The organism is Pseudomonas sp. R3-57, assembly GCF_051132065.1.
Classification (GTDB): Bacteria; Pseudomonadota; Gammaproteobacteria; order Pseudomonadales; family Pseudomonadaceae; genus Aquipseudomonas.
The window spans coordinates 4,046,730-4,060,552 of sequence record NZ_CP071655.1; the positions used below are offsets into that span (position 1 = coordinate 4,046,730).

7 protein-coding genes (1 of these 7 only partly in view) are annotated in these 13,823 nt (G+C 62.9%); 4 read left to right on the plus strand and 3 right to left on the minus strand.

The window, feature by feature from the left end; all coding sequences use genetic code 11:
* Together J3P93_RS18180 and J3P93_RS18185 are read right to left on the minus strand one after the other, a co-directional pair.
* Nucleotides 1–6,306, minus strand: the 5' portion of a protein-coding gene (locus tag J3P93_RS18180) for a non-ribosomal peptide synthase/polyketide synthase (protein ID WP_434590384.1). The gene continues 6,015 nt to the left of window position 1, outside the view; only the first 6,306 of its 12,321 coding nucleotides appear in the window; its start codon is at nt 6,304–6,306; the stop codon falls past the left edge of the window.
* Nucleotides 6,307–6,954: 648 nt separating this feature from the next.
* Nucleotides 6,955–7,692 (minus strand): thioesterase II family protein, encoded by a 738-nt coding sequence (locus tag J3P93_RS18185; RefSeq protein WP_434590387.1) that lies wholly within the window; start codon nt 7,690–7,692, stop codon nt 6,955–6,957.
* Nucleotides 7,693–7,821: 129 nt separating this feature from the next.
* Here J3P93_RS18185 and J3P93_RS18190 point away from each other — a divergent pair, with 129 nt between their 5' ends.
* Nucleotides 7,822–8,955, plus strand: a complete 1,134-nt coding sequence (locus J3P93_RS18190; RefSeq protein WP_434590390.1) for a cupin-like domain-containing protein — start codon at nt 7,822–7,824, stop codon at nt 8,953–8,955.
* Between the two features lie 110 nt (nt 8,956–9,065).
* On the opposite strand, the gene J3P93_RS18195 is transcribed toward J3P93_RS18190, so the two are convergent.
* Nucleotides 9,066–10,238, minus strand: a complete 1,173-nt coding sequence (locus tag J3P93_RS18195) for an MFS transporter (RefSeq protein WP_434590392.1) — start codon at nt 10,236–10,238, stop codon at nt 9,066–9,068.
* Between the two features lie 241 nt (nt 10,239–10,479).
* Here J3P93_RS18195 and J3P93_RS18200 point away from each other — a divergent pair, with 241 nt between their 5' ends.
* The 3 genes from J3P93_RS18200 to J3P93_RS18210 all read left to right on the plus strand — a co-directional run bounded on the left by J3P93_RS18200 (nt 10,480) and on the right by J3P93_RS18210 (nt 13,798).
* Nucleotides 10,480–11,280: a glucose 1-dehydrogenase gene (locus J3P93_RS18200; protein ID WP_434590394.1), complete on the plus strand. Its 801-nt coding sequence runs from the start codon at nt 10,480–10,482 to the stop codon at nt 11,278–11,280.
* Nucleotides 11,273–13,099, plus strand: a complete 1,827-nt coding sequence (locus J3P93_RS18205) for a glycoside hydrolase family 15 protein (protein WP_434590396.1) — start codon at nt 11,273–11,275, stop codon at nt 13,097–13,099. The genes J3P93_RS18200 and J3P93_RS18205 overlap by 8 nt, the downstream gene beginning before the upstream one ends.
* A 309-nt stretch (nt 13,100–13,408) precedes the next feature.
* The gene (locus J3P93_RS18210; RefSeq protein WP_434590399.1) at nt 13,409–13,798 is read left to right on the plus strand and encodes a hypothetical protein; all 390 of its coding nucleotides are present in this window, start codon (nt 13,409–13,411) and stop codon (nt 13,796–13,798) included.
* The last annotated feature ends 25 nt before the right edge of the window (nt 13,799–13,823 follow it).

The following is a 13,823-nucleotide window of genomic DNA, read 5'->3' on the forward strand; positions in this document are numbered from 1 at the left end:
CAGCGCCAGCCCGGAATCCTCGATCAAATAGGCCAGACGCTCACGCGGGTAGCTGGTATCCAGCGGCACATAGGCGCCGCCCGCCTTGAGTACCGCCAGCAGTGCAACGATCACCGCCTCGCTGCGCGGCAAGGCCACGCCGACCCGGGTTTCCGCGCCGACGCCACGGGCGATCAGCGCATGGGCCAGTTGATTGGCGCGCTGGTCGATCTCGCCGTAACTGAAATGCCGGCCATTAAAAATGACCGCTGTGCGCTGCGGACGCTCGGCGGCCAGCGCCGCGATGCGCTGATGCACGCCGATGTCCACCGGGTACGGCTGCGGATGGTTTTCGGCTTGCTGACGAGCCTGTTCTTGAGCATCCGCGAGGGCGATTTCGCCTAGGTTACGCGTCGCTGAGAGCGCGAACTGCTCGAGCAGTTGCAGCAGATGCGCACTGATGCCTTCGATCACCTCGCGGGCGAACTGGCCGCGGTCGAAGCTGTAATGCAGCGCCAGTTGCTCGCCGAGGGTGACGGCGACGCTGAGCGCATAGTGGGTCTGTTCGAGGTTACCGACCTCGCCGAATTGCAGCCCCTGCCCGGCCTGACTCAGCGCCTGGGCAATCGGGTAGTTTTCGAACACCAGAATGTTGTCGAACAGCGCTTCGCCGCCCTGCCCGGCCCAGCGCTGGATGTCCGCCAGCGGCGTGTGCTCGAAATCGCGCAGACTGAGGTTCTGCGCCTGCACCGCTTGCAGCCAGTCGCCAACGCTGTGATCCGGGCGCGGCGCACCGATCACCGGCAAGGTGTTGATGAACAGACCGACCTGTTGCTCGATGCCCGGTAATTCGGCCGGTCGTCCAGCCACGGTCGCCCCGAACGCCACCGCGTCAAGGCCGGTGTAGCGTTGCAGCAACAGCAGCCAAGCGGCTTGCACCAGCGTGTTGACGGTGACTTTTTGCTGACGGGCGAACGCTTCCAGGCGTTGCGTGCGTTGCGCGTCCAGAATCAGGTAATGATCGCCATGACCGCTGTGCTGCTTACCAGCGGTGGCCGCGCGCGCCAGTCGGGTCGGCTCGTGCAGCGCAGCCAGTTGCTCGGTCCAGAAGTCCTCGCTCAACTGGCCGTCCTGGCGTTGCAGCCAGGCGATGTAATCGCGATAACGCCCGCCGTGGTTTGCCGGCGCGCGACCGCTGTAGCGCTGCAACACTTCGCCGAGCAGCTGCGCATTGCTCCAGCCGTCCATCAGAATATGATGATGGGTGTAAATCAGATGCCATTGCTCGGCGCCGGTCTGTACCAGCAGCAGTCGCAACAGTGGCGCATGCGTCAGATCGAAACCTTGTTGCCGCTCGGCATCCGCCAGTGCCGCGAGCGCCGTCGGTTGATCATCGCGATCACGCCAGTCGAGCGTGGTGAATGGCAGTTGCACGTGTTTGTGAACAATCTGCAGCGGCTGCGCCAGCTCGCCCTGCCAGACAAAACCGCTGCGCAAAATATCCTGCGCATCGACCGTGGCCTGCCACGCGGCACGGAAGCGCTCGGGGTCGAGGCCTTGCACGTCGACACGCAACTGGTTGATGTACTCACCCGCCGCTTGTTCGTACAGCGTGTGGAACAGCAAGCCCTGCTGCATCGGCGACAGCGGATAGACATCGTCAAGCTGACCTGCCGACGCCGGCAGCGCGTCTAGTTGCGCCTGGCTGATGCGCGCCAGCGGGAAGTCCGATGGCGTCGCCTGCGTGACTGGCAATGCACAGCAATGTTCGATCAGCGCGTGCAGCTCGATAGCGTACTGATCGACCAGCGCCTGCACCGTTGCACTGTCGAACATCTCGCGACTGAAGCCCCAGCTCATCGACAGTTCACCGCCGTAGACCTGACCTTCCACGGTCAGCCAGTTGGCGAGCGGTGCCGCCGGATCCTGGGCGACGCCGCTGGTTTCGGCGCACGGCACGAACAACGCTGCCTCGTCGAATTGGCGATCGAACTGGCCGAGGTAGTTGAACGTGATGCGCGGTGGCGCCAGCGCTGCCAGTTCGGCGCGCACCGCTGGCGCCGCCAGATAACGCAGCACGCCGTAGCCCAGACCTTTGTCCGGCACCGCGCGCAGTTGCTCCTTGATCATTTTGATCGAAGCGTCGAGGTCTTCGGCCGCCGTCAGCTTGACCGCGAACAGACTGGTCAACCAACCGACGGTGCGGTTCAGGTCGATGTCATCGAACAGGTCTTCGCGGCCATGCCCTTCCAGTTCGATCAGCGTGCCCGGCTGCTGGCTCCAGCGGCTGACGGTGCGTGCCAGCGCCGTGAGCAACAGATCATTGACCTGAGTGCGATACGCCGCCGGCGCCTGTTGCAGCAACTGGCGGGTGCGCTCGGCGTCGAGGCGCCATTGGATTTTTTCGCCGTGGCGATTTTCCAGACGGCCGTGCGGACGGTCGCACGGCAGATCCCGGGCGTCCTGATGCTGGGTTTTCCAGTACGCCAGTTGCTCATCGAAGCGCGACGCCTCGTCAGCAAGGCGCGACGTCCAACTCTGGAACGCGTTGGTTTTCGCCGGCAACTGAATGCCACCGCCGGCCGCCCGTTGTTCGTACGCCTGCTGCAGATCTTCCAGCAGCACGCGCCAGGAAACCCCGTCGACGACCAGGTGATGAATGATCAGCGCCAGACGCTGGCTACCGTCCGCCATGTTCACCAGCAATGCGCGCAGCAACGGACCTTGTTGCAGGTCGAGGCTGCGCTGGGCCTGGTTGCACAGCGTCTGCAATTCTTCGGCGGATTGAACGTCGCGCACCCACAGGTCAGCGCTGTCGACCAGCGAACCATGGCTTTGCTGCCAGCCTTCAGCGCCTTCGGCAAAACGCAGGCGCAAGGCGTCGTGATGATTGATCAGTTGCGTCAGCGCCGCGTCGAGCCACTGCGGGTTCAGGGTTTCGCGCGGGGTCAGTAGCAACGACTGGTTCCAGTGTTCACGCACCGGCATCGCTTGACTGAAAAAATGCTGCTGGATCGGCCCGAGGACTGCGGCGCCGGTAACAGCAGCCTGATCCACGGTGGTCTGTTGATCGAGACTTGCCACCCGCGCCAGGCTGCGCACGGTCTGGTACTGGAACAGATCACGCGGGCTCAAGCGAATGCCGGCCTGCCGCGCGCGGCTGACCACTTGAATCGAGATGATCGAGTCGCCGCCCAGTTCGAAGAAATTGTCTTCAAGACCTACGCGCTCCCGGCCGAGCACATCTTCCCAGATCGCCGCGAGGGCTTTTTGCAGCGCATCCTGCGGCGCGACGAACGTTTGCTGTGGCGTGGCATCCGCTGGCGGCAGGGCCTTGCGATCAAGTTTGCCGTTGGCGGTGACCGGCAACTTCTCCAGCGTGATCAGGCAGGTTGGCACCATGAACTCGGGCAGGCTGCCGAGCAGCCAGGCTTTGACGTCTTGCTGCCAGTCGGCGGTCGGTTGCGGATTGTCCAGCACCAGCCAGGCGACCAGCTGTTTGCCATCCGGCACCAGCACTACCGCCTCACGCACCAACGGGTGCTGCATCAGGCGGGTTTCGATTTCGCCCAGTTCGATGCGCAAGCCGCGCAGCTTCACTTGATGGTCGAGACGGCCGAGGTATTCGATCACCCCATCGCCACGCTGGCGCACCCGGTCGCCGGTGCGATACAGGCGCGCACCGGGATGGAACGGGCACGGCACGAAACGCTCGGCGGTCAGCCCCGGGCGCTGGTGATAACTGCGCGCCAGCCCGGCGCCGCCCAGGTACAGCTCGCCGGCCACACCACTGGGCACCGGCAGCAGTTCAGCGTCGAGCACGTGGGTGCGCAGGTTGGCGATCGGCCGGCCGATCGGCACGCTGTCGGCGCCCTCATCGACGCACGTCCAGTGGGTGACGTCGATGGCCGCTTCGGTCGGGCCGTACAGGTTATAAAGCCCTGCGTGTGGCAGCTTGGCGAAAACCTGCAATTGCGCGTCCAGCGGCAACGCTTCACCGCTGCAAACGATGCGTTTGAGACCGACGCAGCTTTCCACGCCGGGCTCGTGAATGAACGCCTGCAACATCGACGGCACGAAGTGCAGCGTGCTGATGCCGTAGTGGTTGATGGTGTCGATCAGTTGCAGCGGATCGCGGTGCGCGCCCGGTGCGGCGACCACCAGCCGCGCACCGGTCAGCAGCGGCCAGAAGAACTCCCAGACCGAGACGTCGAAACTGAACGGGGTTTTCTGCAACACCGCATCGCTGGCATCCAGCCCGTAGGCCTCCTGCATCCAGCACAAGCGGTTGACCAGCGCCGCGTGGCTGTTGCCGGCGCCTTTCGGTTTGCCGGTGGAGCCCGAGGTGTAAATCACGTAAGCCAGGTTCAACGGATCGACGCTGACGTCAGGACGCTGATCGCTATAGCCCTCGAGCAGATCGGGCTGGTCCAGCGTGATCACCTGCACCGCGTCGCTCGGCAATGCTGAGTGCAACGCAGCCTGAGTCAACAGCAAGCTGATGCCGCTGTCCTCGATCATGTACGCCAGGCGTTCCTGCGGGTATTCCGGGTCGAGCGGTACGTAAGCGCCGCCGGCCTTGAGCACCGCCAGCAACGCGACGACCATTTCCACCGAACGCAACGCACAAACGCCGACCAGACTGTCGGCGCGCACGCCGCGCTCGCGCAGCAGATGCGCCAGACGGTTGGCCCGGGCATCCAGCTCGGCGTAGCTCAGCGACTGTTCGGCGAACACCAGCGCCGGCGCCTCCGGTGTGCGCATGACCTGCGCTTCGATCAGTTGATGGATCGGCGTGCCGCTCGGATAGTCCGCGTGAACACTGTTCCACTCATGCACCAGAGTGTGTTGCTCGTCGGCGTGGAGCAGCGGCAATTCGCCGATGCGCTGCGACGGATCGGCGACCATCGCCGCAAGCAGGCGCAACCAGTGCTGCGCCATGCGCTCGATAGTCGGTGCCTCGAACAGATCGCTGGCGTAGGTCAATGCGGCATGCAGCTTGCCGCCCTGCTCGTAGGTATCCAGCGTCAGGTCAAACTGGGTGGTGCGGCTCTGCCAGTCGAGGCTGTCGAGCACCAGACCCGAGGCGGTGCTGAGGCGGGCGATATCGGCCACCTGCGGTTGATGGTTGTACATCACCTGAAACAGCGGCGTGTGGCTGAGGCTGCGTTCCAGTTTCAGCGCGTCGACCAGTTGCTCGAACGGCAGATCCTGATGAGCCTGGGCGCCGAGTGCGGTTTCCTTGACCGCGCGCAGCAGAGCGTCAACCCGGGTCTGCCCGTCCAGTTGCGTGCGCAGCACCTGAGTGTTGACGAAGAAGCCGATCAGCCCTTCGGTTTCGCCCCGGTTGCGGTTGGCAATCGGCACGCCGACGCGAATATCGCGCTGCCCGCTGTAACGGTGCAGCAAGGCGTTGAACGCCGCGAGCAACAGCATGAACAAGGTGACCTGGTGCTGCTGCGCGGTGTGGCGCAATTGCCCGGCCAAGGCTTCATCGATGGCGAATTCGTAGCGCGTACCGCGATAGCTCGGCATCGCCGGGCGGGAATGGTCCAGCGGCAGTTCCAGCACCGGATGCTCATCGCCCAGTTGCGCCTGCCAGTACTCGAGTTGCCGCGCCTGCTCGCCGGCCTCCAGCCAGCGTCGCTGCCACAGGGCGTAGTCGCTGTACTGGATCGGCAACGCGGCCAGTTGCGGCGTGAGCCCGGCGTCGAACGCGTCGTAGCAACGGATGAACTCGTCGATCAGCACGTTCATCGACCAGCCATCGGAGACGATGTGGTGCAGGGTCAGCAGCAGCACGTGCTCCTGCCCGGCGAGCTTGAGCAAGGTCACGCGCAACAGCGGGCCGACCGCCAGATCGAACGGTACCAGCGATTGCTGCTCGGCGGTACTGACCACCGCCTGCTCCCGTTCGTTGGGGGGCAGTGCGCTGAAATCTTCGTGCCTGATCAGCAAAGGCGCGGTGGCGGGCACCTGCAGCAGGCTGTCGTCCGCCTGACGCTGGAACACCGTGCGCAAGGTTTCGTGGCGCTCGACCAGACTGGCAAACGCCTGTTCCAGCGCGGGCAGATTTAGCTGACCACGCAGTCGCACCGCGCCGGGCAGGTTATAGGCGCCGCTCTGCGGATCGAGCTGCCAGAGAAACCACATGCGCCGCTGCGCGTAGGACAACGCCTGACGGTCCTCGGCCTCGATGCCGGCCGGAATCGGAAACCGGGCGAAATCGACGCCCTCCTTTTGCAGGGCCGCGAGGAACATCTGGCGCTTTTCCAGGGGCAACCCGATAAACCGGCGAGCAAGTTTCAAGGAGTCTTCAGCATTCATTTCTCAGCATCCGGATCAGTAGGCAGGAAGCACAAAGGCACGTCATCCCTGTAAAACGAATGCAGACCGGAAAAATTAGCGAATGAGAACAACTGTCAGAGGAGACAGCCGAGGGCTTTTTCGGACACGCACAAAACGCTGTGGGAGCGAGCCTGCTCGGGTAAACGGTGTGTCAGGCGGCATCAATACGGACTGATCTGACGCCATCGCGAGCAGGCTCACTCCTACAGGAATTCGGGGATGAGCCGAGATTTGTGGCCTGGCGAATAACCAATGTAGGAGTGAGCCTGCTCGGGTAAACGGTGTGTCAGGCGGCATCAATACGGACTGATCTGACGCCATCGCGAGCAGGCTCACTCCTACAGGAATTCGGGGATGAGCCGAGATTTGTGGCCTGGCGAATAACCAGTGTAGGAGCGAGCCTACTCGCGATAGCGGTGGATCAGGCAGCATCAATATTGGCTGGCCTGACGCCATCGCGAGCAGGCTCGCTCCCACAGGGATTTGGGGATGAGCGGAGATTTGTGGCCTGGCGAATAACCAGTGTAGGAGCGAGCCTGCTCGCGAAAGCGGTGCGTCAGGCAACATCAATATGGACCGATCCGACGCGATCGCGAGCAGGCTCGCTCCACAATGGTTGGGTGTTGGTCAGGCGGTGGCGGCGATGGCGTGGCGGCGGTGGTGCCTTTCCAGTTGGTCCTTGATCACCTTGAGCACTTTGGCTTCGTGTTCGTGGATGAAGAAGTGCCCGCCGGCGAGCATGTCCACCGAGAAGCTGCCGTGGGTTTCCTGGCTCCAGCCGATCAACTGCTCGGTGGTGGCGCGGTCGGCCTTGCCGCCGAGCACGTGCACCGGGCAATTGAGCAGCGGGCGCTGCAGCGGCTCGAATTTGCCGCATAACTGGAAATCGGCGCGCAGGATCGGCAGGGTCAGGCTCATCAGTTCTTCGTTGGCCAACACTTCTTCGCTTGTGCCATTGAGGGTGCGCAGTTGCTCGATCAGTTCCGCATCGGTTTTCGGTTCGGCAAAGCCGCGATCGTAATCGGCACGCAGGGTCGGCGCTGCCGTGCCCGATGCAAACAGCGCCACCGGTTCCGGGCAGCCCAGCGCGCGCAAGGCATGGGCCATTTCACAGGCCAGCAAGGCGCCGAGACTATGGCCGAACAGCGCATAGGGCGCATGCAGTGTCGGCCGCAACTCTCTGGCAAGTTGCATCGCCAGCACACGCATATCGGTATGCAGCGGTTCGCCAAACCGCGCGCCGCGCCCCGGCAGCTCGACCGGTTGCAAGTGCAGCCACTGCGGCAATTTTGGCCGCCAGCGGCTGTAGACCATGGCACTGGCGCCGGAATACGGCAGGCACAGCAGGGTCAACTGAGTCACCACGCTTCCCTCGAAAAATTCATCTGTAGAAAGAAACGCATGCGCTGGCGGGCAAATTAGTCGTCGACCAGTAAATTGCCCAAACGGGTGCTCGTTAACTGTTCAGGCCAAAACCAATAACGAGGGATCACCGTGGACCTGCAGAGCATTCTCGGCAAACTGTTCGCCAATGCTGGCGCTGTCGGCATCGAAGGCGTGTTCCAATTCGTGTTCGGACCGCAGCAGGCCTACTGGTCCGAGGTCAAGGCTGGCAGCCGTACCGAGGCTGGCCGCCACGCCAATCCGGACGTGACCATCGAAGTCGCGGAGAAGGATTTTCTCGGGATCATGGGCGGCATCGCCAACGTCGAAGAACTGTTTGCCAGCGGCCGCCTGAAGATCGGCGGCAACATGGGCCTGGCGACCCTGCTGCCGCAAATCATCGAACATGCGATGCACGGCGGCGCGGTGGCGGAAAAGGTCGACATGAACAAGCGTTACCCGACGCCGCCGCGCTTCAGCGAAAAGCTCACCGCTGGGCTGCCGACGCAACGCAACGTCGAACGCATTGCGCGTAGCGATCTGTCGGTTGCCGAATTCAAAAGCCGCTACCTGCCCAACGGCATTCCGCTGGTGATCAGCAATGCCCTGCACGACTGGCCACTGTTCAAGCTCAGCCGCGAAGAATCGCTGGTGCATTTCGCCGAGCTGCAGGGCATCACCCGCCACGGTGATTATGTGAAGAAGACTTTCTCCACCGAGCGGGATTTTCGTTCGACCTCAATGGCCGAGTTCATCGCCTCGCTGGACCAACCGGCAGCGAAAAGGACAGATGGCGAGCCGCCCGCCTACATGGGCAACAACATTCTGCCGGCGCAACTGCTGCAGCAGATCAAGTACCCGCCCTACTTCGATGCCGCGCAGTTCATCCCGCCACGCATCTGGATCGGTCCCAAAGGCACGCTGACCCCGCTGCACCGTGACGACACCGATAATCTGTTCGCGCAGGTCTGGGGGCAAAAGACCTTCACCCTCGCTGCGCCGCATCATCGCCAAGCGCTGGGCACGTGGTCGACGGCACCGAAAGGCGGACTGGATGGTTGTGATTTCAATCCCGATGCCCCGGATTACCAGCGCTTCCCCGCCGCGCGCGACGTGCCGTTTTTGCGGGTGACGCTGGAGGCCGGGGATCTGCTGTTTCTGCCGGAGGGCTGGTTCCATCAGGTGGAGTCGGTGTCGACTTCGTTGTCGGTGAATTTCTGGGTCAATTCGGGCCGCGGCTGGTAACACTCAATCCCCTTGTAGGAGTGAGCCTGCTCGCGATAGCGGTGTATCAGTTACTGCACCAACATCTGACACACCGCTATCGCGAGCAGGCTCACTCCTACAAAGGCGATCTATTTCAAATGGCGGAAGCTCTGCACCGCGGAGCCGAGCACCACCGCCCCCGCGGCAATCGCCAGCCAGAAACCGCTGCGCGCACCAAACGCATCGACCAACGCGCCGGAGCCCGCCGCGCCGATCGCCACGCCGATACTCAAACCGGTGACCAGCCAGGTCAGGCCTTCGGTCAATTTTGCCGGCGGCACGATGCGCTCGATCAAGGCCATCGCCACGATCAGTGTCGGCGAAAAGAACAACCCGGCCACGAACATTGCCACCGACAAGCTGACAATATTGCTCGCCAGCAACAGCGGCAGAGTCGTCACCGCCGTCGCCACCCCGCCGTACAAAAACAAACGCGGCAATGGCAGTTTCGAACGCATCGCGCCGAAGGCGATCCCCGCCAGACACGAGCCGATCGCATACACCGACAAGACGATGCTCGCCGCCGCGGGTTGCCCCTGGTGTTGCGCGAACGCGACGCTGACCACATCGACCACGCCGACGATAACGCCCATGGCGATCATCAGCGCCAGCAGCAGTTGCACGTCAGTCGAGGCGATGATCGAGCCGTGATGGTCAGACCCATGCGGATGTACCGGCGGCTCGGTGCTGCGCTGGGCGACGAATGCGGTCACGCCGATTGCCAGGGCCAGCAACGCTGCCAGCGGCCCGGCTTCGGGAAACACCGCCACGCACAGCCCCACCGACAATGGCGGGCCGACGATAAAACACACCTCGTCAAGCACCGACTCCAGCGCATAGGCCGTCTGCAACTGTGGCTGCCCGCGATAGATTTCGGTCCAGCGCGCCCGCACCATCGCCGACATGCTCGGCATACAGCCGGCCAGCGCGGCAAACACGAACAACGTCCAGCTCGGCGCCTGCAACCGCGTACACAGCAGCAACAGCAACAGCGCCCCACCACCGATCAGCGCCGACAACGGCAGAATCCGCCCCTGACCGAAACGGTCAACCAGCCGCGACACCTGCGGTGCGCAAAACGCTGTAGCCAGGGCAAACGTCGCCGCCACGCCGCCGGCCAGCGCATAGCCGCCCTTGAGTTGCGAAAGCATGGTGATCACGCCGATACCGGTCATGGAGATCGGCATGCGCGCAAGCATCCCGGCCAGCACAAAATTCCGTGCGCCGGGAGCATTGAACAATTCGCGGTAAGGGTTCGCCATCGGTTGCTGCCTCATCAAGGGCCGACACGTTGCCATAGGCTCGCGGCGCGGGGGAAGCGGGGAATTGTTGGTGGAATGTGAAAGGCCGCTCTCACCTTGGACTTGCGGTGGACACCCACCCTGTGGGAGCGAGCCTGCTCGCGAAGACGCCAGCAAAACCACCCCGACATTTGCGTCAAATGAACTCTGGCGCCACACCACCAGTCAGCTAGGTAAGCCCTCACTCAAGGCGCAACTTTCCATGCAGATTTCCCTCGCCCGACAAGTCGCGATCGTCACCGGTGCCAGCTCCGGCATCGGCCACGCCTGTGCCAAAGCCCTCGCCGCAGCCGGCGCCGCGGTCGTCATCAATTACAACAGCAACGCTGAACCTGCAGAAGAACTGGCACGACAGATCATTGCCGATGGCGGTCAGGCGCTGGCCATCGGCGCCGATGTGTCGAAGGAGGATGAGGTCGAACGGCTGTTCAGCGAAACCCTCGACGCCTTTGGCACCCTGGACATACTGCTGGCCAATTCCGGGCTGCAAAAGGATGCGCCGGCGGTGGACATGACGCTCGATGACTGGAACAAGGTGATCGGGGTCAACCTCACCGGCCAGTTCCTCTGCGCCCGCGCCGCCCTGCGGATTTTCAATCGCCAGGGCATTCGCCAAGGCGTGTCGCGCGCCGCCGGCAAGATCATTCACATGAGTTCGGTGCATCAGCGCATTCCCTGGGCCGGGCACGTCAATTACGCCGCCTCCAAGGGAGGTGTCGACCAGTTGATGCAGACCCTCGCCCAAGAAGTCAGCCATCAGCGCATTCGCATCAACGGCATTGCGCCGGGGGCGATTCGCACGGCGATCAACGCCAAAGCCACCGCCGACGACGCTGCAGAAAAACTCCTCGAACTTATTCCTTACGGCCGGATTGGTGATGCCGAAGATGTCGCCAATGCCGTGGTGTTCCTCGCCTCGGATGCCTCCGATTACATCGTCGGCACCACCTTGTTCATCGACGGCGGCATGAGTCTTTATCCGGAGTTTCGCGGCAATGGCTGAGCCTATTCCGGAACGACAAAGCGCCATCGATGCCCACGGCATCATCGGCGACATGCGCAGCGCGGCGCTGATCAACGATCGCGGCAGCGTGGATTTTTTCTGCTGGCCGGAGTTCGACAGCCCATCGATTTTCTGTGCATTGCTGGACACCCCCGACGCGGGGATCTTCCAGCTCGCGCCGGACCTGCCCGATGCGCGCCGAGAGCAGATTTACCTGCCCGACACCAACGTCCTGCAAACCCGCTGGCTAAGCGAACGCGCCGTGGTGGAAATCACCGATCTGCTGCCGGTGGCCGACAACCCGGACGACTTGTCCGTGTTGCTGCGCCGGGTGCGGGTGGTCAGCGGTGAGGCGACGTTCCACCTGCGCTGCGCTGTGCGCCATGACTATGCCCGCGCCGACACCCGCGCGCGCATGGACGGGCAAACCGTGGTGTTCAGCGCCGAGGGCCAGCCGTCACTGCGCCTGGCCGCCGATCAGCCACTGAGCATCGACACTGAGGCGGCGGTCGCCACCTTCACCCTGAGCCACGAGCAAAGCGCCGAATTCATCCTCGGCGCCGAAGACGACCCACGTTTTCAGGAGGGCGCGGCGCAGTTGTGCCTGCAACGCACCTTGCAGTTCTGGCGCGGCTGGATCGGCCAGTCCAACTACCGTGGGCGCTGGCGTGAAATGGTCAACCGCTCGGCCCTCGCGCTCAAGCTGCTGACGTCCCGTCGCCACGGCGCGATCCTCGCCGCCGCGACTTTTGGCCTGCCGGAATCACGCGGCGGCGAACGCAACTGGGACTATCGCTATACCTGGATTCGCGACGCCTCGTTCACCGTGTACGCGTTCATGCGCCTGGGTTTCGTCGCCGAGGCCAACCACTACATGCAATGGCTGCGCGGGCGCGTCAGCGATTGCTGCGGCAAACCGATGAAGCTGAACATTCTGTACGCCATTGACGGCCAGCAGGAATTGCCCGAGACCGAACTCTCGCACCTGTCCGGACACGGTGGCGCGCAACCGGTGCGCATCGGCAATCAGGCTTACGATCAGATCCAGCTCGACATCTTTGGTGAGCTGATGGACGCGGTGTATCTGGTCAACAAATACGGCGATGCAATTTCCCACGAGGGCTGGAAACACGTGTGCGAAGTGGTCGGTCAGGTCTGTGAAACCTGGCAGACCAAAGACGTCGGCATCTGGGAAATGCGCGGTGAGCAGCACCACTTTCTGCACTCGCGGCTGATGTGCTGGGTCGCGCTGGACCGGGCCATCCGGCTGGCGTCGAAACGCTCGCTGCCCGCACCTTTCACCCAGTGGGATCAGACCCGACAGGCGATCTACGCCGATATCTGGGACAACTTCTGGGACGAAGAGCGCGGGCATTTCGTGCAGTACAAGGGCAGCACCGCCCTGGACGGCTCGATGCTGCTGATGCCGCTGGTGCGCTTTGTCAGCGCCAAGGACCCGCGCTGGTTGTCGACCCTCACAGCGATCGAGAAAAGCCTGGTGCGCGACGGCATGGTTTATCGCTATCGCAACGACGACAACAACATCGATGGCTTGACCGGCACCGAAGGCGCCTTCGCGGCGTGCTCGTTCTGGTACGTCGAATGCCTGGCCCGCGCCGGACAGGTGGAAAAAGCCCATCTGGAGTTCGAGCAACTGTTGCGTTACGCCAACCCGCTGGGCCTGTACGCCGAAGAGTTCGACAGCCACGGCCGGCATTTGGGCAACACGCCGCAAGCGCTGACGCATCTGGCGTTGATCAGCGCGGCGAGCTTTCTCGATCGCAAATTGAGCGGAGAAAAGAGCAGCTGGCAGCCGTAACCAGTCGATTATTCGCCAGAGTTCGTCAGACAAATCGGAGGTTAAACGCGTTTTGCCGAAGTCCGTCCTACACTTCATCAACGCCTGCAAAAGCCACAAGTAACCGCTGCCTCCCGCAGCGGTTACTTGTGGCGACAGTTTGTGTAAAACCACGACGCAGGAAAACTCACAAATCGCCGGCAACGCTGCCTCGGTAACTTGCACTTACACCACGAAATACCTTGTTGCCAGCCGAAACATCCGCCCCTAACATCCAGCGCAACGGGCACAGCGGAGCTGTCCAACAAAACCCGAATTCAAGGAAGCAGAATGCCTCGACACATCCAGCGCAGCATCGACTCCCCTCTTCGCACGGGCCTGACCCGCCGCCAGCTCTGGGAAGACACCGACCAGGGCCTGATCAAATGCTGGGAAGTCGGCCGCCAGCGCGCCGCCCGGTTTCCCGATCTGGCTCAACGCTGCGCGGCCGGCGAACTGCCGGTCCTCGGCTGGAAAGGTGGCGTCAGTCGTAGCCTGAAGAAAAACGAAAAATACGGCTCGCTGAAATACCTGGCGCAGTGGCAAGGGCTGCGCGGCGAGGATCTGGACATTGATTTGAGCGTCGAGCGCTCGCTGACGTGCTCGCGAACGAAAATGAAGGTGACGTTTACCCCGGATCGGGCGAAGTATTTCAATCAGGTGGCGGAAGTCGAGACTTAGTGCCTGGTTGGTATGCATCTCGTCG

Excerpts from the sequence above, each read along its gene's own strand:
- J3P93_RS18195 (WP_434590392.1), bottom strand. The coding sequence starts at position 10,238 with ATGGCGAACCCTTACCGCGAATTGTTCAATGCTCCCGGCGCACGGAAT.
- J3P93_RS18205 (WP_434590396.1), top strand. The coding sequence starts at position 11,273 with ATGGCTGAGCCTATTCCGGAACGACAAAGCGCCATCGATGCCCACGGC.
- J3P93_RS18210 (WP_434590399.1), top strand. The coding sequence starts at position 13,409 with ATGCCTCGACACATCCAGCGCAGCATCGACTCCCCTCTTCGCACGGGC.
- J3P93_RS18200 (WP_434590394.1), top strand. The coding sequence starts at position 10,480 with ATGCAGATTTCCCTCGCCCGACAAGTCGCGATCGTCACCGGTGCCAGC.